Origin of the sequence: Streptomyces sp. NRRL WC-3626 (assembly GCF_000718785.1) — a bacterium.
In the GTDB taxonomy this organism is placed as follows: domain Bacteria; phylum Actinomycetota; class Actinomycetes; order Streptomycetales; family Streptomycetaceae; genus Streptomyces; species Streptomyces edwardsiae.
Genome location: NZ_JOCA01000001.1, coordinates 585,523 through 607,992 on the forward strand (window position 1 = coordinate 585,523; position 22,470 = coordinate 607,992).

The 22,470-nt window shown below is 74.3% G+C and carries 8 protein-coding genes; 7 read left to right on the forward strand and 1 reads right to left on the reverse strand.

Translation table 11 applies throughout. From position 1 onward, the window contains the following. Positions 1–31 precede the first annotated feature (31 nt). From IF28_RS0102490 to IF28_RS0102500, 3 genes are read left to right on the forward strand one after another with little or no spacing between them, the layout of a single operon-like run. The gene (locus IF28_RS0102490; RefSeq protein WP_030213113.1) at positions 32–718 is read left to right on the forward strand and encodes an isochorismatase family protein; all 687 of its coding nucleotides are present in this window, start codon (positions 32–34) and stop codon (positions 716–718) included. After that, positions 715–2,667, forward strand: coding sequence for an anthranilate synthase family protein (locus IF28_RS0102495; protein ID WP_037892338.1), 1,953 nt, complete (start codon positions 715–717; stop codon positions 2,665–2,667). Before IF28_RS0102490 ends, IF28_RS0102495 begins: the two co-directional genes overlap by 4 nt. Continuing rightward, positions 2,667–3,896 carry a 3-deoxy-7-phosphoheptulonate synthase gene (locus IF28_RS0102500; RefSeq protein WP_030213120.1) on the forward strand — a complete coding sequence of 410 codons (1,230 nt, stop codon included), beginning with the start codon at positions 2,667–2,669 and terminating at the stop codon, positions 3,894–3,896. The genes IF28_RS0102495 and IF28_RS0102500 overlap by 1 nt, the downstream gene beginning before the upstream one ends. A gap of 286 nt (positions 3,897–4,182) precedes the next feature. On the opposite strand, the gene IF28_RS39665 is transcribed toward IF28_RS0102500, so the two are convergent. After that, entirely contained in the window at positions 4,183–7,293 is a 3,111-nt protein-coding gene (locus tag IF28_RS39665) for a helix-turn-helix domain-containing protein (protein WP_030213122.1), read from the reverse strand. Positions 7,294–7,831: 538 nt separating this feature from the next. Between IF28_RS39665 and IF28_RS0102510 the strand changes: the two genes are divergently transcribed. The 4 genes from IF28_RS0102510 to IF28_RS40115 all read left to right on the forward strand — a co-directional run bounded on the left by IF28_RS0102510 (position 7,832) and on the right by IF28_RS40115 (position 22,440). Further along, positions 7,832–8,098 (forward strand): acyl carrier protein, encoded by a 267-nt coding sequence (locus tag IF28_RS0102510; RefSeq protein WP_030213124.1) that lies wholly within the window; start codon positions 7,832–7,834, stop codon positions 8,096–8,098. Further along, a complete protein-coding gene (locus tag IF28_RS0102515; protein ID WP_051713581.1) occupies positions 8,082–9,005 on the forward strand; it encodes a thioesterase domain-containing protein in 924 nt (307 codons plus the stop codon). Before IF28_RS0102510 ends, IF28_RS0102515 begins: the two co-directional genes overlap by 17 nt. Then, the gene (locus tag IF28_RS0102520) at positions 9,002–15,145 is read left to right on the forward strand and encodes a type I polyketide synthase (protein ID WP_030213127.1); all 6,144 of its coding nucleotides are present in this window, start codon (positions 9,002–9,004) and stop codon (positions 15,143–15,145) included. Before IF28_RS0102515 ends, IF28_RS0102520 begins: the two co-directional genes overlap by 4 nt. A 92-nt stretch (positions 15,146–15,237) precedes the next feature. Beyond that, a complete protein-coding gene (locus IF28_RS40115; RefSeq protein WP_030213129.1) occupies positions 15,238–22,440 on the forward strand; it encodes a type I polyketide synthase in 7,203 nt (2,400 codons plus the stop codon). The last annotated feature ends 30 nt before the right edge of the window (positions 22,441–22,470 follow it).

Sequence of the window (22,470 nt, forward strand, 5' to 3'; positions counted from 1 at the left end):
CCAGACGCTCGAAGACCCAGAAGGGCACACCATGACGCAGGCTGCCGTTCCCGAGATCGTCCCCCATGCCATGCCCACCGCCGCCGAGTTGCCGCGGAACACCGCCGGGTGGGTCCTGGACCCGGACCGGGCCGTGCTGCTGATCCACGACATGCAGCGCTTCTTCGTGGAGAAGCTGCCCGCGTTCCGGTCGCCGCGCACCGAACTCGTCCGGCACACCGTCGCGTTGCGTGAGGCCGCCGTCCACGCGGGTGTCCCGGTCCTCTACACCGCCCAGCCGGGCGGCATGAGCCCCGACGAGCGCGGGCTGCTCGCCGACTTCTGGGGCCCCGGCATGAGTACGGACCCCGAGGACCGGGCGGTCGTCGACGAGTTGGTGCCCGACGAGGGCGACACCGTGCTCACCAAATGGCGGGCCAGCGCCTACCACGGCGGGGAGCTGCTGCGGCTGCTGCGCGCCTCGGGCCGCGACCAGATGGTGCTGTGCGGGATCTACGCCCACGTGGGCGTGCTGCTGACCGCCTCCGACGGGTTCGCGCACGGCGTCCAGACCTTCGTCGCGGGCGACGCCACCGCGGACTTCTCCCGGGGCCACCACCGGCTGGCGCTGTCCTACATGGCGGCGCGGTGCGCGATGGTGCTGCCGACCGGCGGCCTGGTGGCCGCGCTGGACGGGAGCCGGGTGGCGGACGCCGAGCCGGCGGGGGCACGGTCGTGAGCGCGGGCGCGGGGTCCTCCCTGCTGCGCCGGATCGCGGACGGCTCGTACGACGGCCCGTTCGCCCTGCTGCACCGCCCCGAGTCGGGGGCGGCGGACCGGATCGACGTCCTGGCGGGGCCCGTCGACTCGTACGAGACGCTGGCCGGTCTCCCGCTGGAGGAGTCCGGCGGCGACGGGTTCGAGCTGCTCGCCCTGGTCCCGCACCGGCAGATCGGCGAGCGGGGCTTCGACCACGTCGACGACGGTACGCCGCTGGCCGGACTGCGGATCGCCGAGCAGGAGTCGGTGGTGCTGACCGAGGTGCTCGCCGCGCTCCCCCGGTCCGCCGACCATCCGCTGCGCCTCGAGGACGGCGGTTTCGCGCTGGACGACCGCCGGTACGCCGAGACGGTGCGCCGGGTCCTGGACGAGGAGATCGCCACCGGGGCGGGCGCCAACTTCGTACTGCGCCGCGACTATTCGGCCCGGCTCGCGGGCTGGTCGGTGCCGGCCGCGCTGGCCTACTACGGGCGGCTGCTGCGCCGTACGTCCGGACAGCACTGGACGTTCCTGGTCCACCTCGGCGACCGCACGCTGGTCGGCGCGAGCCCGGAGCGGCATGTGTCCCTGGACTCCGGGCGGGCCGTGATGAACCCGATCAGCGGCACCTACCGCTACCCCGAGGAGGGGCCGGAGGCGGAGGGGCTGCTGGAGTTCCTCGCCGACGACAAGGAGACCAACGAGCTCTTCATGGTCGTCGACGAGGAGCTGAAGATGATGAGCGCGGTCTGCGCGGACGGCGGCCGGGTACTCGGTCCGCGGCTGCGCATGATGCCGCACATCGCGCACACCGAGTACTTCATCGAGGGCCGTACGGGCCTCGATCCGCGCGAGATCCTGCGCCGTACGCTGTTGGCGCCGACCGTGACCGGGAGTCCGCTGGAGAGCGCCTGTTCGGTGATCGCCCGGTTCGAGCCCGGCGGACGCGGCTACTACTCGGGCGTGGCCGCCCTGGTGGGCCGCAGCGCGGGCGAGCGGGTCATGGACTCGGCGATCCTGATCCGCACCATGGACATCGACCGGGCGGGTGCGCTGCGGCTGGGGGTGGGCGCGACGCTGGTGCGCGACTCCGACCCGATGGCCGAGGCCGCCGAGACCCGCGCCAAGGCGGCGGGGCTGCTGGCGGCCGTCGCCGGCACGGCCGACGAGGACACCGCCCCGCCCGCCGCCGCGGACCGCCGGCTGGCCCAGCTCCCGCCCGTGCGGGAGGCGCTGGTGCGGCGCAACGAGCCGCTGGCGCCGTTCTGGCTGACCGATCCGGGAGCGCGCGCCAGCCGGTGGCCGGCGCTGGAGGGGCTCGATGTCCTGATCATCGACGCCGAGGACCACTTCACCGCCATGGGCGCCACCCTGCTGCGCTCCCTGGGCTGCGACGTGCGGGTACGGCGGTACGACGAGGACTACGCGCTGCAGGGGCCGGACCTCGTCGTCGTGGGGCCGGGGCCCGGTGACCCCCGCGACCGCGAGCACGCGAAGATCGACATCCTGTACGAGGTCACCGGTCAACTCCTCGAGCAGGACACGCCGTTCCTCTCCGTCTGCCTCGGCCATCAGGTGCTGAGCCGGACGCTCGGCCTGGACCTGGTGCGCCGCCCGGTGCCCAACCAGGGTGTGCAGCGTGCCGTCGACCTCTTCGGCGCGCGTGAACTGGTCTATTTCTACAACTCGTTCACCGCGGTCACCGGCGCCGACGAGATCCCCAGCGCCCCGGTGCGTCCCGGCACGGTCCGTATCGCGCGGGACGTGCCGACCGGTGAGGTGCACGCGCTGCGCGGTCCCGGGTTCTGTTCCGTGCAGTTCCATCCGGCGTCGGTGATGACCAGGAACGGTGACCGTGTCCTGGGTGATCTGCTCACCGGCCTGCTCGCCCCCGTCCGTCCCTCGCCCGACCAGGGAGTCCCGGCGTGATGTCCGTACCGCAGTCCCCCGTGCCACCGGCCGCCGCACGCGCGGCCGGTCAGCAACCGCAGTGGCCCGACCCCGGCGAGGTGACCCGCGTCCGGGAGCGGCTGGCCGGTCTGCCCCCGCTCGTACGCCCGGACGACAGCGACCGGCTGGCCGCGCTGCTCGGCGAGGTCGCGCGGGGGCGTGCCTTCCTGCTCCAGGGCGGCGACTGCGCCGAGATGATCGAGCGGGCCACACCGGCGGCCGTGCACGGCACCGTGGAGACGCTGTCCCGGCTGGCCGGCACCCTGGAGCGGTCCTTCGGCCTGCCGGTGGTGACGGTCGGCCGTCTCGCCGGGCAGTACGCCAAGCCGCGCTCCAGCCCGCTGGAGACGGTACGCGGGCTCACCCTGCCGGCGTATCGCGGTGACGCGGTCAACGGCGTGGCCTTCACGGAGCAGGACCGCACCCCCGACCCCCGGCGCATGCTGCGCGCGTACGAGGCCGCCGCCACCACGCTGCGGCTGATCGCCGACCGTCCGGTGCCGGGGCCGGCCGCGCGGGACGTGTTCGTGTCCCACGAGGCGCTGCTGATGGACTACGAACTCCCGCTGGCCCGGGAGGACTCCCGCACGCGGCGCGCGTACGCGGGCTCCGGGCACCTGCTGTGGGCGGGCGAGCGCACCCGGGAGCCCGACGGGGCGCACATCGCGTTCCTGTCCCGGATCGCCAACCCCGTCGCCGTGAAGATCGGCCCCGGCGCCCGCCCGGACGACCTGCTGCGGCTCGCCCGGCTGCTCAACCCCGGCGCGGTGCCCGGCCGGCTGACGTTCATCGTGCGCACCGGCGCGGGCGCGGTGCGGCGGGTGCTGCCGGAGCTGGTCGGCGCGGTCGCCGGCGCGGGTGTGCCGGTCGTCTGGGTGTGCGACCCGATGCACGGCAACACCGTGCGCGTGAACGGCCGCAAGACGCGGTACTTCGACGACGTGTACGAGGAGATCGCCGGCTTCTTCGAGGTGCACCGCTCGCTCGGTACGCATCCGGGCGGTGTCCATCTGGAGATGACCGGCGCGGAGGTGACGGAGTGCCTGGGCGGCGGCTCGGGCGCGGTGTGGAGCGCGGGCGTGCGCCCGGCCGACCTCGGCTCCCGCTACGAGTCGGCCTGCGACCCCCGTCTGAACCGCACCCAGACCCTCGAACTGGGCCGGCTGATCGCGGGGCTGCGCACCCCGTCCCTGGTGGCGGCCGGCTGACGGGCAGGGCGGCGACGCCCTGCCCGCGGGGCCCGGCCCGGTGCGTCACGGGCCGGGCCCCGCGGTACGCCGGCCCGTCCGGGGCGGGGCCGTGACGCCGGCTCCTGGCAGCCCCTGACCGCACGCGCGGAAACCGCCGGACACGCGGCGCACCCCCCGGCGGGCGATCCCGGCCCCTCACGCGGCCCGGCCGCAGTGCGTCGGGCCGGGCCCGGCAGTACGCGGAGCGGGCCGTGATCCCGGTACTGGACCACTCATCCGGCGACGTCCCGGTCGGACGAACCCCTCACGCGGCCCGGCCCAGTGCGTCGCGGGCCGGGCCCTGGAGCGCGCCGCCCAGGTCGGAGCGGGCGGTGATGCCGAGTTTCTCGTACACCCGGTACAGGTGGTTCTCGACCGTGCGGACCGAGACGACCAGGCGCTCGGCGATGTCCCGGTTGGACAGGCCGCCGGCGGCGAGGGCGGCGACCTCGCGTTCGCGGCTGGTCAGGGGGGCGGTGCGGTCCGGCTGCCGGTGCTCCCGGGGGGCCGCCCACGGGACCAGCGCGCAACCCGACTCCGCGAGGAGCCGGGCGCTCGCGGCACGGGCCAGCCGGCTCGCCCGGCGCCGGCCGTCCTTGCGGTACACCTCCGCGGCCTGTGCCGCCGCCTCGGCCGCCGGGGCGACCGCGCCCATGGTGCGGAAGCGGGACGAGACGTCCTCGAGGGCCTCGCCGTCCGCGCGGGTCAGCGCGGCGACGTGGTCGGCCTGGAGCCGCATCAGTTCCGAGCTCGCGCCCGCGGCCAGGGTGGCCGCACGGACGGCGGCGCGGGGCGCGTCGGCGACCCGCACGGCCAGGTGCAGTGCCGTCAGCGCGGTCGCCGGGCGGGCGGCGGCCCGCTGGACGACCTCCAGGGCCCGGCAGGCCGCGCCGGACCGGTCGCCGGTGTGGGCGAGCACCAGGGCGTGCTCCAGGAGCAGGGCGTCGTCGGCGAGCGGGTAGGCGGGGGCGTCCCGCCGGGCGGCCTGGGCCTCGACCAGTGTCTGCAACGCCTCGGTGGGCCTGCCCGCCTCGGCGAGCGCCCCGGCGAGCTGCGCCAGGGTCCAGGAGGGGGTACCGAGCCAGTCGCGGCGTACGCGCAGGGCGCTGGCGCCGCGCAGCAGGGTGACCGCCTCGGCGGGCCTGCCGAGCAGCCGCAGCAGACGGGAGCGGAGCAGGGCCAGCTGGAGCTGGCGCAGGTCGTCGCCGCGGGTGGCGAAGCGGCCGGTCTCCTCGAGGGCTTCCACGACCCGGCCGAGGTCGCCCTGGGCGAAGGCGCAGCGCGCGGTCACGACCAGGCAGCGCAGGCGGGCGTCGTCGTGCCAGCCGGCCAGGTCGTGCGCGTGACGGTCGATCAGGGCCAGCGCCTCGGCAGGCCGGCCGAGCTCGCTCAGCGCGAAGGCGGTGGGCGGCAGCAGGTGCTGCACCACGGCGGAGTCGGGCGGCTCCCCCGGCAGGAGGGCGCGGCCGGTGCGCACGGCGTCCTCCGGGCGGTCGGCGAGCAGCGCCAGGACGGCGTGGAAGCCGTGGCGTACGCCCGTGCCCTGGTCGCCGAGCCCGTCGGGCAGGGCGTCCACGACGGCGGCGGCGTCGGTACCGCGGCCCAGTCCCCAGGCGGCGTTGTCGGCCCGGTCGCGTACGGCGGTGATCAGCTCGTCGCGCGGCACCGCGCGTGTGACGTCCTCCGTCCGCCCGGCATGAGCCCCCGCGAAGACCTCCTCGGCCTCCCGGTGCCGCCCCTGCCCGGCCAGCGCCCGCCCCAGCAGGAGCGCGGCACGGGCGGCATCGGCGGTGTTCACGCCCGCGGCGGGCGCGTCCGCCCCGTGAATCGGGCACGGTCCGCCCTCCCCGGAAGGACCGCCCACGGGCCCGCCCGCGACCGGCCGTCCACCGGCCGGCACGACCGCCGGAGCGTCGCCACCGGCCCCCGGCCCGACAGCACCACCGACCACCGACGGGCCACCGGCCGGCACCGGACCGCTCCCGGCCGGCCCGCGCGTGGCGTCACCGGCGACCGGCGGGGAGACCCCGGCCGACCGGCCACCGGACGGCATCCGGCGTGAGGCCCCGTCACCGGCGCCCGTACCGGGAGCACCACCGTCGGCCGGGGGCTCGTGCGTCCTCTCGCCGAGGACCGTCCCGGAGCCCGCGACGTCGGCGCCCGTCGACAACGCTGTCGCGGGGGCGGAGGAAGCCGGCGGGAGGGCGTGGGAGGCGCCGGGCGTCTCCGACGCGGGCGCGGGGCCGTCGCCCAGTACCGCGCGGCACAGGCGTTCCGCGAGGGGGAAGTCGCGGCGGTGGGCGGCGGTGCGGGCTGCCGCGAGGAGTACCGACGGTTCCGGGACGCGGCCGGCCGCCATCCGCAGAGTGGCCATGCGGACGACGTCGTCCTCCCGCCGCGCCCCCGTCGCCTCGATGGCGTCGGCGAGCTGCAGCCGCAGCCGCTGGGCGGTCAGCCCGGACATCCGGTCCGCGACGACCGCCCCGGTGAGCGGTTCGGTCAGCCGGATGCCGACCCGGCGCCCGCTGTACTCGATCTGCACGAGCCCGCGTTCGTCGAGCGTCTCCGCCGCTCGGGCCAGTCCGAGGCGTTCGGCGAGCCCGTACTCCACCTGCCCGACCACGGCCAGCACGTTCACCAGTTCCTGCTCCCCGGGCGTCAGGTCGCGCAGCCGGAGGCAGACGATGTCGGCCAGCCGCTCGGGCGGCCGCGCCGGGAGACCGTCCCAGTGCCAGCGTCCGTCGACGCGGCGCAGCGAGCCGTCCGCCAGCGCGTACTCGACGAGTTCGTGCAGGATCAGGGCGTTGCCCCGGGTGGTGGCCCACAGCCGTTCCAGGGTGGGTGAGTCCACGGGCCCGCCGACCCGGCTGCGCAGGATCGAACTGACCACGTCCTGGGCGAACGGCAGTACCTCCAGGCGTTCCACGAGGCGCTCCACCCAGAGCTTGTCCACCCCGGCGGGCAGCGCGGCGTCGCGGCGGGCGGTGGCGGCGACCGCCACCCGCCCGGACGCGGTCAGCCGGTACAGCCGGTGGGCGGCCGGCTCGTCCACGAGGTGGGCGTCGTCGAACCCGACGACGGTGCGCCGCGCCGGATCGCTGTGCCGGCGTACGGACTCCAGCCGGTCCAGACACTCGGCGAGCGAGCAGAAGTTCTCCGCGCAGCCGGTCTCGGGACCGCCCGCCCCGCCGACCGCCACGACGGTGCGGCCCTCGGCCGCGGCACGTTGCAGGGAGGCGGCGAGCAGGCGTGTCTTGCCCACACCGGTGGTGCCGGTGAGCAGGATTCCGCCGTGGTCCGTCAGCGCGGAGTCGATGGCCCGCAGTTCCCCCTGGCGAGCCGTGACCGCCCAAATCTGTTCGATGTCGGTCGGCATTTCGGTCCTTGTCCACTCGTGGTGAGAAGGAATCGATCACGGGATGTACGGAATTGAAATTCGCCCTTTACGAGAGGCCGCTTTCGAGGAAAGTCCCGGGACGGGAGGAACAGGTGGGACGGCGACCCCGAAATGTGTCCCACGGAACACCGCTCACGATAGGAGAGCCGTCGGACGCCGCACTGAGGTGATTCTGACGGCGCGCTGACACGGCAACTGAGCCGTGACCAAGGCTGAGTCGGGTCCCGCCCGCGAAAGCCGGGCGACCGAAGCCGGCCCGTCGGCCGCCGAAGCCGTACGGCACGGCGCTGACCTGGGTGAACATGGTGTTCCCGGGGTCATCGCGGCACCTCACCCACCCCCGTCGCATAGCCCGCGATTGAGTTGCGCGAAGGCTATCCGCCTACCTACGCTCCGAAACTGCGAGCGGCGGCCTGACCGCCCTTTGTTCTCCCGAAGAAACCCGCCCACTCCGGCATGCGCGAAACGGCACGTTCGGAGTGCACGCGTACGTATAGGCACGAGAAAGGAACGGGTCATGGGCAAGGTCACGGCCGACGAGGTGCAAAAATGGCTGATCGACAAGATCGCGGAGCGGCTCGGTGAGCAGCCCTCGGCCATTCCTCCGGGCCAGTATTTCGACGAGCTCGACATGGACAGCACGGAGGCGCTGATCATCGCCGGCGAGATGGAGAGCTGGCTCGGCTTCGAGCTGGGCACCACGGCGCTGTGGTACCACCCGACCATCGAGGCCCTGTCGGCGCACATAGCCGAGGAGAGTGCGCGGCATGGCGCGACGGCCTGACGCGACGTCACCGCCGAAGCTGCTGTTACGGCACCGGGACGCCGCCCCCGGCGCGGGCACCGTCTACGCGGTGCACCCCGGTGCCCTGCCCGTCGGCCTGTGGACCGGCCTGTCCGGGGCACTGCCGCCGGAGACCGGGTTCGCCGTACTGGACCTGGGCGCGGTGCCCGAGTACGGGGAGGCCGCGCTCGCGCCGGAGAGCTCCCGGCTGACCATCGACCACCTCATCGACCTGCTGACCACCGCCTACCGCGCCGACCGCGACCGCACCGGCGCGGACGACGCCGGCACCGTGCTGGTGGGCTGGTCCTTCGGCGGTGTGCTCGCCCACGGCCTGACCGAACGGCTGGAGCCGCGGGAGCGGCCGCTGAGCGTGGTGCTGCTGGACAGCATCGCCCCCACGGACGCCTACCAGCACACCGAGGGCGACGAGATCGACCCCTCGCTGGTGCTGCGCTGGTTCGCGATGTTCCTGGGCGCCCGGCGCGGCGCCGAGGTCCGTCCGAGCCCCGTACCGGACGGTGCGGACGCCGAGGCCGCGCTCACCGTGCTGCTCGCGGACGCGATCGGCGCGGGCGCGCTGCCGCCCGGGACGCCGCTGTCCGGTGTGCGCAAGCTCTTCGAGGCCTATACGGCGGGGCTGCTGCGCAACAACCGGCTGACGGCCCCCTACCGGCCGGCACCCGCCACCGTCCCGCTGGTGCAGATCAAGGCCGGCGACAGTCTCATCCCCACGGACCCCACGCTCGGCTGGGAGGAGCTGGCCGGCCGCGGGATCTCCGCCCACTCGGCGCCCGGCGACCACTACACGATGCTGATCCGCCCGGACGCCTCGCAGGCCATAGCCGGACTGGTACCGCCCCTCCGGCCGGCGCACCTCGTCTCGACCCGGAGGCCCTCGCCGTGAACGAATCACAGCAACGCACCCTCGACCGACGGCTGGCCCGCGACCCGATCGCCATCGTCGGCCTCTCCGCGCTCTATCCACAGGCGCGCAACCTCCAGGAGTACTGGTCCAACGTCGTCGCGGCGGCCGACTGCACGACGGAGGTGCCGACGACCCACTGGGACGTCGGCGAGTTCTACGACCCCGACCCCTCGGCGCCCGACAAGACGTACGCCAAGCGCGGCGGCTTCATCCCCGACATCCCGTTCAATCCGCTCGAGTTCGGGCTGCCGCCCAACACGCTCGAGGTCACCGACGTACTGCAGTTGCTCAGCCTGGTCGTCACGCGCGACCTGCTGAAGGACGCGGGCGCGGAGCGGGAGTGGTACGACGCCTCGCGCACCGGTGTGGTGCTCGGCATCACCGGCGCCAACCAGCTGACCCAGCCGCTCACCGCCCGGCTGCAGAGCCCGGTGCTGAAGGAAGTGGTCCGCAGCTGCGGTCTCTCGGACCGGGACGCGGAGGAGATCGCCGCCAAGTTCCGTATGGCGTACGCCCCGTGGGAGGAGAACTCCTTCCCCGGCATGCTCGGCAACGTCGTCGCGGGCCGGATCGCGAACCGGTTCGACCTCGGCGGGATCAACATGACGATCGACGCCGCCTGCGCCAGTTCGCTGGGCGCCGTCCGCACCGCCGTCAGCGAACTGCTGGAGGGCCGGGCCGACACCATGCTGGCCGGCGGGTGCGACGCCGAGAACACGATCTTCATGTACATGTGCTTCAGCAAGACCCCCGCGCTGTCGAAGTCGGGTGTCATCCGGCCGTTCGACGGCGAGGCGGACGGCACGCTGATCGGTGAGGGCATCGGCATGCTGGCCCTGCGCCGGCTGGCCGACGCCGAGCGCGACGGCAACCGGATCTACGCGGTGCTGCGGGGTCTGGGGACCTCCAGCGACGGACGTTTCAAGTCCATCTACGCGCCGCGCAAGGAAGGCCAGATGGTGGCGCTGAACCGCGCCTACCGGGACGCCGACGTGTCCCCGGACAGCATCGAGCTGTTCGAGGCGCACGGCACCGGCACGGCGGTCGGCGACGCCACCGAGATCGGCGCGCTCACCGAGGTGATCGGCAAGGACGGCGGGGAGCGGGAGTACGCGGCCATCGGCAGCGTCAAGTCCCAGATCGGGCACACCAAGGCCGCGGCCGGCGCGGCCGGGCTGATCAAGCTGGCGCTCGCCCTGCAGCACAAGGTGCTGCCCCCCACCATCAACGTCAATCGGGCGGGTGCCGCGTTCGGTCCGGACAGCCCGTTCTACGTCAACTCCGCGACCCGGCCGTGGATCCGCGACCCGAAGCGGCCCAACCGCCGCGCGGCGGTGTCCGCGTTCGGCTTCGGCGGCACCAACTTCCATGCGGTGCTGGAGGAGTACGGCGACGGCGACGACGTCGCGGTGCGGTTCCCGGTGGCCAGGGTGCACCTGTGGCACGCCCCTGACCCGACGGCCCTCGCCGACGCGCTGGCCTCGGGTGCGGCACCCACCGGGGGGCCGGTGCCCGAGGGGCACGCCCGTGTCGCCTTCGCCGCCCGGGGCGAGGAAGACGCCCGCGCGCTGCGGGAGATCGCGCTCGGTGAACTGCGGTCCCGTGCCGGGGAGTCGGAGTGGGCCCACCCCAAGGGCGTCCACTACCGCCGCTCGGCCGGCGCGACCGGCCGGGTGGGCGCGCTCTTCGCGGGCCAGGGAAGTCAGTACGTGGCGCCGGGACTGAGTGCCGTACTGGCGCTGCCGCCCCTGCGTTCCTCCTTCGACCGTGCCAACCGCCACTATCCGGAGGACACCCCGCTGTCGCGGGTGGCGTTCCCGCCGCCCCTCGTCGACGAGGTCGGCCGCGCCGCGCAGGAGACGGCCCTGCGGGCCACCGCCTACGCGCAGCCGGCGATCGGCGCGCTGTCGGCCGGCCACTTCCGGTACCTGACCGAACTCGGCTTCGCGGCGGAGGGTTTCCTCGGCCACAGCTTCGGCGAGCTGACCGCGCTGTACGCCGCCGGGGTCTACGACGAGGACACCCTGCACCGGCTGGCGCGGGCCCGCGGCAGCGCCATGTCACCGGCGTCCGGTCAGGCGGACGACACCGGCACGATGGCGGCGGTGTTCGCGCCGGAGGAGCGGGTCGCCGAACTGCTGGCGCGGCGCGAGGGCCTGCTGGTCTGCAACCGCAACGCGCCGGACCAGATCGTGGTGGGCGGCGCGACGGCGGAGATCGAGCTGCTGCTCGCGGACGCGGAGAGCGCGGGCGTGCGGGCCCGCCGGCTGCCGGTGTCCGCCGCCTTCCACACCCCGTTCGTGGCCCACGCGGTCGACGACTTCCGTACGGCGGTCGAGGCCGCCGAGATGGCCGCCCCGAGCGGCAGGGTCTACGCCAACACCTCCGGCGCGGACTACGGCGCGGACGTCGCCCGGAACCGCCGGGTGCTCGCCGAGCAGCTCATCCACCCGGTGGAGTTCGCCGCGCGGGTGGAGGAGATGTACGCCGACGGGTTCCGCGTCTTCGTCGAGTTCGGGCCGGGCACGGTGCTCGCCGGGCTGGTGGGCCGGATCCTGCGCGGACGCCCGCACACCGCCGTGTCGCTGGACGGCGGCGCCGGCCGGGACGCGGACCTGACGCTCAAGCAGGCCGTCGCACGGCTCGCGGTCCTGGGTCTGCCCCTGGCCACGACCGACCGTTACGCGGCCGAGGCGGAGCAGGAGGTCCCGGCCAAGGGCATGACGGTGATGCTCAACGGCATCAACTACGTGTCCCCGCAGCGGCGTGCGGCGTACCAGGACGTGCTGGCAAGCGGCTACAAGGTGGCCCTGCCCACCGCACCGGCGCCCGTCGTCGTGGCTCCCCCGCCGCCGGCGCCGTCACCGCAGGCGGCTCCCGAAGCCGCCGTCTCCCGGCTGCCGGCCGTTGTTCCGGAACCGGACCATCCCCGCACCGCCCAGGAGAACACACCCATGCCGAGCGACCGACTCACCGAGCTCATCTCGGACCATCTGTCCCTCCACGACGAGTATCTGAACGGCCAGTTGCAGAGCGCCGAGCGGCTGACCCGGCTGCTGGAGCGGGCGGACGACGAGGGCAGGCTGGACCATGTGCTGCCCGGGATCAGCTCGGTCAAGGAGCACGGGCTGGCGATCGGCCGCACCCATGTCCGCGCCAACGAGGTGCTGGGCCGGCTGGCCTCCCTGGAGCTCGGCGCCGAGGCGGCGCCGGTAGCGCAGGCACCGGCGCTTCCCGCGCCGGCACCCGTGGCCCAGGAGCCCGCGCTTCCCGCGCCGGCACCCCTTCCCCTCCCGGAACCTGCGGTGGCCCCCGCGCTGCCCGCGACCTGGACGCCCGCACCGGCCCAGGCGCCCGCTCCGGAACCCGCGCCCGCTCCGGCACCCGCCGCGGGGATGGACGCCGGCAAGGTCCGCTCGGTCCTCCTGGAGGTCGTCGCGGACAAGACCGGCTACCCCGCCGACATGCTCGACCTCACCATGAACGTCGAAGCCGACCTCGGCATCGACAGCATCAAACGCGTCGAAATCATGGGCGTCACACTGGGCGACATCGTCGACTTCATCGCAGGCGAGACCACGACCACGACCGTGGCCCCGGCCGCCCCGTCGACCGGCCCCGACGCCGACACCGTCCGCGCCACCCTCCTCGAGGTCGTCGCCGACAAGACCGGCTACCCCGCCGACATGCTCGACCTCACCATGAACGTCGAAGCCGACCTCGGCATCGACAGCATCAAACGCGTCGAAATCATGGGCGTCCAGGCCGCGCTCGTCGAACTCTCCGCTTCCGACCCGCTGCTCGACGCCTACCACCCGGACCACGGCGCCCTCGTCGTGGACGACGGCTCGCAGCTGGCCGCACGGCTCGTCGAACGGCTCACCGGCACCGGCCGGCGGGTGCACACCCTGCGTCTGCCGGGAGTCCCGGCGCGCTCGAACGACGTACACGACCACGCCCTCACCGGCTGGGGCCCCACCGAACTCGCCGCCCAGATCGAGGAGATCTTCGCCGACCGCATCGCCCTGGTCGTCGACGTCACCGCACAGCCCCGCGCCGAATGGGCCGAAAGCACCCGGCGGCTGGCCCACTCGCTGCTTGTCGCACGGCATGTCGTGGCACCGCTGACCTCGGCGGCCGAGCACGGCCGTGCCGCCTTCCTCACCGCGACCGTCCTCGACGGCGCCTTCGGGCTCACCGGCGTCGCCGAGGAGCTGGCTCCGGCCGGCGGAGTGGCGGGCCTCGTCAAGACGCTGGCGCTGGAGGCGCCCGCCCTGTTCTGCCGCGCGGTCGACCTCGACCCCGCGCTCGACGCCGCCACCGGGGCCGCGCTGCTGCTGGACGAGGCGGCCGACTCGGCCCCGGAGCCGGTGCAGGTGGGCCTCGACGGAACACGCCGGGTGGGGCTGACACTGGCCGAGCGGCCGCTCGCCGAGGAGCTGCCCGAGGTCGGCGCGCCGACCTCCGACGACCTCCTGGTCGTCACCGGCGGGGCGCGCGGCATCACCGCCACCTGCCTGCTCGAGCTGGCCGAACGGCACCGCCCGGGGTTGCTGCTGCTCGGCCGCACCCCGCTCGACGCGGAGCCCGGCTGGGCGCAGGGCGTTCCCGACGCCGGGCTGAAGGCGGCCGCCGCGGCCTCCCTCACCGCGTCCGGCGAGAAGCCGACGCCGAAGAAGGTGGGGCGACTCGCGGCGGACGTGACGGGCGGCCGGGAGATCCGGGCCACGCTCGACGCGCTGCACGCGGCCGGAAGCGAGGCCGAGTACCTCGCCGTGGACATCACCGACCAGGCCGCGACGGCCGCCGCGCTCGCCCCGCACCGGGACCGGGTCACGGGTCTGGTGCACGGCGCCGGGGTCCTCGCCGACCAGCTGATCGCCCACAAGAAGGCCTCGGAGATCGAGCGGGTCTTCGCCCCCAAGCTGGCCGGACTGCGGTCCGTGCTAGCCGCGCTGCCCGCCGAACGGCTGCGTCACGTGGTGCTGTTCTCGTCGGTGGCCGGATTCTTCGGCAACCAGGGGCAGTCGGACTACGCGATGGCCAACGAGGTCCTCAACACCTGGGCCGCGTCCGCCCGCCGGCGGCTGCCCGGCGCCAGGATCACCTCGCTGAACTGGGGCGCCTGGGACAGCGGCATGGTGTCCCCGCAGATCAAGGCGGTGTTCGAGGAGCGGGGCATCCCGCTCATCCAGGCGCCCGAGGGGGCCCGGCTGTTCGCCGAGCAGTTCGCGCCCGAACGGGCCGCGGACACGGTCACGGTGCTCGGCCCGACGACCCCGCTGAGCTCGCGGGAGCGTCCGGCGCCGGCGTCCGTGGCGACCGTACGGCGGTCGCTCACGGAGCTGGCCGGCACCCCGCTCGTCACCGACCACCTGATCGACTCCGTGCCGGTGCTGCCGGCCACCGTGGCGATCGGCTGGGCGCTCGGCGCGGTGGAGCACGCCGAAGGGCGGCGCGCGGTGCGGCTGCGCGACTTCTCCGTGCACAAGGGGATCGTCTTCGACGGCACCGGGCCCGACGAGTGCCGTGTGGTGATGACCCCGGCCGACGGCGAGGTGACGGTGGCCGTCCGGTCCGTGACGAAGGACGGGGCGATCCGGCCGCACTACGCCGCCACCGTGGTCACCGGGCCCGCCCCGGCACCGGCCGCCCCGCTGACCGGACTGCCCGCACCGGGCGGTGGCGCGGACGCCGCCGGCCTGTACGAGGACGGCACGCTCTTCCACGGGCCCGCGCTGCGCGGACTGCGGCGCGTGCTCGCCGACGAGGAGGCGCGGCTGGTGCTGGAGTGCGAGCCCGTCGCGACGGCCGTACGGACGTCCGCCGCCTCCTGGTACGCGGCCGGTCCCGCGGATCTGCTGCTCCAGGCCGCGCTGGTCTGGGTGCGCCGCTTCCGGTCCGCCGCCGGGCTGCCGCTCGCCGTCGGAGGAGTCGAACTGCACGCGCCGCTGACCTCGCCGGGGACGTTCCTCGTCGTGGTGGAGCCGGTGCGGCACGACGGCCCGGACTCCCGGCTCACCGTCACCGCCTGCGCCCCTGACGGCCGGGTCCTCGCCCGGTTCACCGATGTGTCCGTGGTCTCGGCCCCGCAGCTGGCGGCCAAGTTCACGGGCTGACCCGTGGCCTGTGCCGGACGTACCGAGCGGGCGGCGGTTCTCCGCCGCCCGCCCCACAGGATCCCCCGTTCGGGAAGGAACCTCCCCCTGTCATGAGCAGATACGCGATCGTCGGGATCTCCTGCCTGTTCCCCGGCGCCCGGACTCCCGAGGAGTTCCGGCACAACCTCCGAAGCGGCACGGACAGCCGCCGCGACGGCGGCGAGGAGGTCTTCGGGCCGGCGCTCGACGAGCGTGACCTCGACCCCCGCCACCGCATCACCTCCCGTCGCGGCGGGTTCGTCACCGGCTTCGAGTTCGACCCGACCGGCTACCGCCTCGACCCCGGCCGGCTCGCCCGGCTGGACCGGATCTTCCACTGGTCCCTGTACGCGGCCCGGGAGGCGCTGCGCGACTGCGGCGTGGACGAACGGCCCGAGACCCTGGCCCGCACGGGCCTGGTGATGGGCAACTACTCCTTCCCCACGCCCGCCTCGGCCGAGGTCAGCGTCCCGCTGGCGCAGGAGGCCGTACTGGCCGGACTGCGCCGCGCGGACGCGCCCGAGCTGGCCGGGCTGCCGCAGGGCCGCCCGCTGATCGACCGTACGGCCGTCGTCCCGGAGAACCTGCGGGTCAGCGGGTCGCCCGCCGCCGTCACCGCCGCCGCGCTGGGCCTCGGCGGGCCCCGCTACTGCCTGGACGCGGCCTGCTCCTCCGCGCTGTACGCGCTCAGTCTGGCGTGCGGCCATCTCGCCTCCGGGCAGGCGGACCTGGTGCTCGCGGGAGGGGTCTGCGCCCCCGATCCGACGCTGATCCATCTGTCGTTCTCCGATCTGCACGCCTATCCGGAGAACGGGTTCAGCCAGCCCTTCGACCGCCGTTCCGGTGGCATCGTCACCGGTCAGGGCGCCGGCATGGTCGCGGTCAAGCGGCTGGCGGACGCGCTGCGCGACGGTGACCGCATCCACGCGGTGGTGGACGGCATCGGGCTGTCCAACGACGGCTCCGGACGCCATCCGCTGGTCCCGCGCAAGAGTGGTCAGCTCGACGCGCTGGCGCGGGCGTACGCGGACGCGGGGGTGGACCCGGCCGGCATCGACTACCTGGAGTGCCATGCCACCGGCACGCCGATCGGGGACGCCACCGAGGCCGAGTCCGTCGCCGAGTTCTTCGGCGCGCACGGCGGGGTGCCGCTGCTCGGCTCGGTCAAGGGCAACATCGGGCATCTGCTGACGGTGGCCGGTCTGAGCAGTCTGCTCAAGGTCGTCCTGGCCATGGACGACGGTACGATCCCGCCGACGACCGGCGTGGCGGAGCCGCTGTCCTCCCCCGACGGCGGGGTCGGCGAAGGGGCCCTGGTGCGGTCCGCGCGGGCGTGGCCCGAGGGGCCGGGCCCGCGCCGGGCGGCGGTCTCGGCGTTCGGGTTCGGCGGCACCAACGCGCACGTCGTGCTCTCGGACGCCACCTCCGCCGCTCACGACGACACCGGACCCGCCGTGCCGCCCGCCCTGGACGTGGTGGGCCTGGGCGCGCACTTCGGGTCGCTCGAGACCGTGGAGGCGTTCGAACGCGCCGTGCACCGGGGCGACGACGATCTGCGCCCGCTGCCGGAGCAGCGCTGGCGCGGCCTGGACCGTACCGACGGCGGCACCCTGGAGGAGGCCGGACTCACCGCTCCGCAGGGGGCGTTCGTCGACGGGGTCGAGGTGGACCCCGTGGAGCTCCGGGTGCCGCCGTCCGACCTGCGGATCTACAACCCGCAGCACGCGCTGATGACCAAGGTCGCCGACGAGGCGCTGCGCGACGCCGGTTACCGGCTCGGCGCCGGGCCGGGCGACACCCCCGATCCGCGCCGGGTCGCCGTGGTCGTGGTGACGGAGATCGAGCCGTACACGCACGCCCGGCTCAGCCGTCACGGGCTCGGGGCGTTCCTGCGCCGCGAGTTCGACGAGGCGGGCCTGGAACTCACCGAGGAGCAGCGGGCGGCACTCGCCGCGGTCTCCCGGGACGCCGTGGTGGACCCGATCGGCGCCAACGAGGTGCTCAGTTACATCGGGAACATCATGGCCGGGCGGATCTCCTCCCGGTGGAACCTGACCGGACCGTCGTTCACCCTGTCCGCCGACGGTGCCGGTACGGCCGAGGCCCTCGAGGTGGCGCGGCTGCTGCTGCTCGACCCGGACCTGGAAGCGGTGCTGGTCGGCGCCGTCGATCTGGCGGGCTCGGCGGAGAACCTGCTGACCTGGCCCGAGCTCGACGCCGGGGCGGGGCTGTCGTTCAACGACGGCGGCCGCGGGCGGCGGGTGGGCGAGGGCGCCGGCGCCCTGGTCGTCACCCGCGCGGACGCGGCCGGGAGCACCGGCCGGGTGCACGCCCGGGTCGACGGGACGGCCGTACGGTACGCGCCCGCCGACGGCGCGCTGCCCGGCGCGGACGCCGGGGAGCTGGCAGAGGCCGCTCGGGCGGCCCTGGCGCAGGCCGGTGTCGACGCCGCCGAGGTGGGCTATGTGGAGGCCCACGCGGACGGTACGCGGGACGCGGACCGCGCGGAGATCGCGGGGCTCGCGCAGGTGTACCGCGCGGGCGCCGGCGACACCGCCCTGGGCAGTGTGAAGGCGCAGCTCGGTGACACCGGGTGCGCGAGCGGGATGGCCGGGCTGCTCCGGGCGGTCCTGTGTCTGCGGTACGCGTATCTGCCCGGTACGCGCGGCTGGTCGCGGCCCGCCGACGAGCTCGCCGACGCGTTCGAGGCGTCCGCCTTCCATGTACCGGAGACGTCGCGGCCCTGGCTGCGCGAACGTGCGGGCACTCGCCGGCACGCGTCCGTGAGCATGCTGGGCGCGGGCGGCTCACACGCCCATCTCGTGCTGTCCTCGGTGCCCGGCGCCGACCGGCCCCGGCCGGTCGCCGACTGGTACCGGGCGGGCGGTCCCGTCCTGCTGGCCGTCGGCGCGGACACACCGGACGCGCTGGTCGCGGAGGCCGGGCGGTACCGGGCTCTGCTCGACGACGGCGCCGACCCGCACGCGCTGGCGCGGGAGGCGGCCGGCCGGCTCGACGGCCGGCGGCTGCGCGCCGTCCTGGTCGGACACGGCCGCGAGGAGCTGGTGAGGCAGCTGGAGCTGATGGCCCGTGACGTGCCCGTGGCGCACGCCGAGGGCCGGGAGTGGGCCACTCCGTCCGGTTCCTTCTTCACGCCCCGGCCGCTCGGCCCCGAAGGCCGGGTCGCCCTGGTCTACCCGGGCGCCTTCAACAGCTATCCGGGGCTCGGCGCGGACCTCTTCCGCGCCTTCCCCGCCCTGCTGGACCGTTTCGAGGGGCAGGCCGCCGAGCCGGCCCGGATGCTGCGCGCCGCGCATCTGTACCCGCGGTCGCGTGAGGCGCTCACCCGGCGCGATCTGATGAAGCTGGAGGAACGTCTCGGCGGTGACGTGCCGTTCATGCTCGCCACCGGCACCAGCTTCGCCATCCTGTACACCGCCCTGGTGCGGGAGGTGCTGGGCGTCACCGCGCACGGCGGGTTCGGCTACAGCCTGGGCGAGTCGAGCATGCTGTTCGCGACCGGCGGCTGGGACCCGGCGGGGCGCAGCGACTCGCTGATCAGCGACAGTCCGGTCTTCCAGGACCGGCTGTGCGGCCCGCGGCGCACCGTGCGCGAGGCGTGGGGGCTGCCCGAGGAGACCCCGGACCCGTCCGTGTGGGCCTCCCATGTGCTGCTCTCCGCCGCCGAACCGGTGCGTGAGGCGCTCACCCGCCACGACCGGGTGTTCCTGACCCATGTCAACACGCCGGGTGAGCTGGTGATCGCCGGTGATCCGGCGCAGTGCCGGGCGCTCATCGAGGAGGTGGGCTGCCGCGCGGCCCGCTCGCCGGTGAACGTGGTCATGCACTGCCCGGTCGTGGACGCCGAGTTCGACGGTCTGGCCCGGCTGAACGACTATCCGACCGGTTCCTTCGGGGACCTGGAGCTGTTCAGCGCGTACGACTACGAGCCGCTGGCCGCCGACCGGCTGGCCGATTCGCCGCGGCGCATCGCGACGACCCTGCGTTCGACGATCGACTTCCCGAGGCTGGTGCACGCGGCGTACGAGCGCGGCTACCGCTACTTCATCGAGGTGGGCCCCGGGGCCACCTGTTCGCGGTGGATCCGCGACACGCTCGGCGACGCGCCGCACATGGCCGCCTGCGTGGACCGCCGCGGGGTGTCCGCCACGACACCGCTCGCCCAGCTCGTGGCCCGCCTCGTGGGGCACGGAGTGCCGGTGGACCTGTCGGCCCTGCTGGGCCCCGAGCCGGCCGCGCGGCCCGTGCCGGCCGGCCGCCGGCTGCCCACCACCCGGGTGGGTCTGGGTGAGCCCGTTCCCGACCGCGTCGCCCGCGAGGCGGCCGAGGTCCTGTCCGCCCTGCGTCCCGGGGTCGCCGAGCCGTCCGCGGCCCGGCCCGAACCCGCCGTCCCCGTCCTGTCCGCACCGCCGGAGGTGCCCGCCGCCATGCCCGCCGACCCGACCCTCGAGATGTCCGAGGTCATCACCTTCGACGGGGAGCCGGCCACGGTCCTTCCCTGGACCCCGCCCGCCCCGGCGCCGGCCCCCGCCGCACCACCCGCGCCTGCGGCCCCGCCCCGCCCGGCCGCCCCTTCGGCGCCGGCGGCCGCCCGCACCGGCACAGGGCCCGCCGCGGAACTGGTGCGGGAGCTGCGCCGGGAGATCGTCGCCGCGCACGGTGTGGTGATGGAGACCCACCGGGTGCTCCAGGCGGCCACCCTGGACCGTACGGAGGCACTGCTCGGCACACCGGCACCCGCCGTGCCGCGCGCCGCGCCCGCCCCGGTCGCACCCGCCGCCGTACCGCCGCCCGCGCTGCCCGCGCCGTCCGCGCCGTCCGCGCCGTCTCTGCCCCCGGCACCGCGCGACAGCGCCGCGGACGACGGTGTGGTGTGGGACGAGGCGCAGCTGCTGGAGTTCGCGACCGGCTCGGTGGCCGAGGTCTTCGGCCCCGAGTTCGCCGAGATCGACACCTTCAAGGCGCGGGTGCGGCTGCCGGCGCCGCCGTACCACTTCGTCACCCGCGTCACCGAACTGGACGCGAAGCCGGGTGTGCTCGAGCCCGCGAGGATCACCACCGAGTACGACGTGCCCGAGGACGCCTGGTACGCGGTGGACGGCGGGGTCCCGCCGGCGGTGACCGTGGAGTCCGGGCAGTGCGACCTGCTGCTGGTCGCCTATCTGGGCATCGACTTCCGCAACAAGGGCGAGCGGGTCTACCGGCTGCTCGACAGCTCGCTGATCTTCCGCGGCGGGCTGCCCACCACCGGGCAGACGCTGCGCTACGAGATCTCCATCGACCGGTTCGTCCACCAGGGCGACACCACGATCTTCTTCTTCAGCTACGACTGCTACGCCGACGGCGAGCTGATCCTCGAACTCCGGGACGCCTGCGCCGGGTTCTTCAGCAAGGCGGAGCTGGACACCCCGCTCGGCGTCGTCATCACCGACCAGGAACGGGCCCGCCGCGCGGCCCTCCCGAAGGGCACCTTCAAGCCCCTCGCGTACACCGGCAAGAACCAACTCGACGCACGCGACCTGGAGTTGCTGGCCCAGGGCCGGCCCGGTGACGTGTTCGGCCCGGACCACGCGCAGGACCCCGGCATCAACCCGGCGCTGCGGCTGCCGGACGCCCGGCTGCGGATGGTGGACGAGGTCGTCATCGACCGCAAGGGCGGGCCGTGCGAACTCGGCGCGATCAGTGCCGTCAAGCGGCTGGAGCCGGACGCCTGGTACTTCACCTGCCACTTCCCCGACGACCCGGTACTGGCCGGCTCCCTGATCGCCGAGGGCGCCATCCAGATGCTGCAGATCTACCTCATGCACCAGGGCATGCATCTGACCCTGCCGGACGCCCGCTTCCAGACGGTCACCGACCGGCGCATCGACGTCCAGGTGCGCGGCCAGGTCACCCCGAAGGACGCCGAGATCCGCTACGAGGTCGAGGTCACCGAACTGACCCTGCTGCCCCGGCCGACGGTCATCGCGGACGTCCTCATCCACCTCGGGGACAAGCCGGTGGTGCGGATGCAGAACCTCGGTCTGCAGATCGTGGAGAAGCCCGGTACCCCGTACCGGCCCGAGGCCGGAGGCGTCCCCGCCTTCCTCGGCCGCCGCAACCGCAGCGGCGAGGCCGCCATGATCAACGAGCTGCATCTGGCGCACTCCGCCAAGGGTCTCCTCGACATGGCGATGGGCCCGGAGTTCGAGATCTACCGCGACAGCAGGGCGCCCTACATCCCCAACGGCGACTTCCAGTTCGTCGACCGGGTCATGTCGCTCACCGGCACCCGCGGCGATCTCAGCCCCGGCTCCGAGATGGTCACCGAGTACGACTCCCCGGACGACGCCTGGTACTACCGGCAGAACTCCTCGCCGTACATGCCGAACTGCGTCTACATGGAGAGCTCGCTGCAGGCGGCCATCTTCCTCGGCTACTACCTGGGCGCGACCCTGCGTGAGCCGCGGGAGCAGTACGCGATCCGCAACCTGGACGGCCGGGCCACCCTGGTCAAGGACATCGACCTGCGCGGCAAGACCGTACGGCACCGCTCGAAGCTGCTGATGACGAGCGTGGTCTCCGGCGCCGTACTGCAGAACTTCTCCTACGAACTGTCCGCCGACGGTGAGGTGTTCTACACCGGCGAGTCCCTCTTCGGGTACTTCTCCGAGTCCGCGCTCGCCAACCAGGTGGGCCTGGACAGCGGCACGTACAAGCCGACGTGGCTCGAGGAGGAGAAGCCCGCCCCGGAGCGGGTGAGGCGGCTCGAACTGGGCCCGGACGCACCCGCGTTCCGCGACGACTCCGGCGGCGGGCTGCGTCTGCCGGGCGGGCGTTTCGACCTGGTGGACCGGGTCGACCTGGTCGCGGACGGGGGCCGGCACGGCGCGGGCTATCTGCACGGGCACCGCGGTATCCGGCCCGACGAGTGGTACTTCGACTGCCACTTCCACCGCGACCCGGTGATGCCGGGCTCGCTCGGCGTCGAGGCGGTGCTCCAGGCGCTGCGGCTGTTCGTCCTGGACCAGGACCTCGCCCGCGGTATGACCCGGCCCCGCTTCGCCATGGCCACCGATGTGGAGATGTCCTGGAAGTACCGGGGGCAGATCCTGCGCGACGACCGCGAGCTCTTCTTCGACGTGCACGTCAAGGAGGTCCGCGAGGAGGCGGGCCGGCTGCTGCTGATCGCCGACGCGGACCTGTGGAAGCCGGGGCTGCGCATCTACGAACTGACCGACGTGGCCATCGAGGTCCGTCCGGATGCCGACTGACCGCAGGCACGGCCGAGGAGTTGTGTTGTC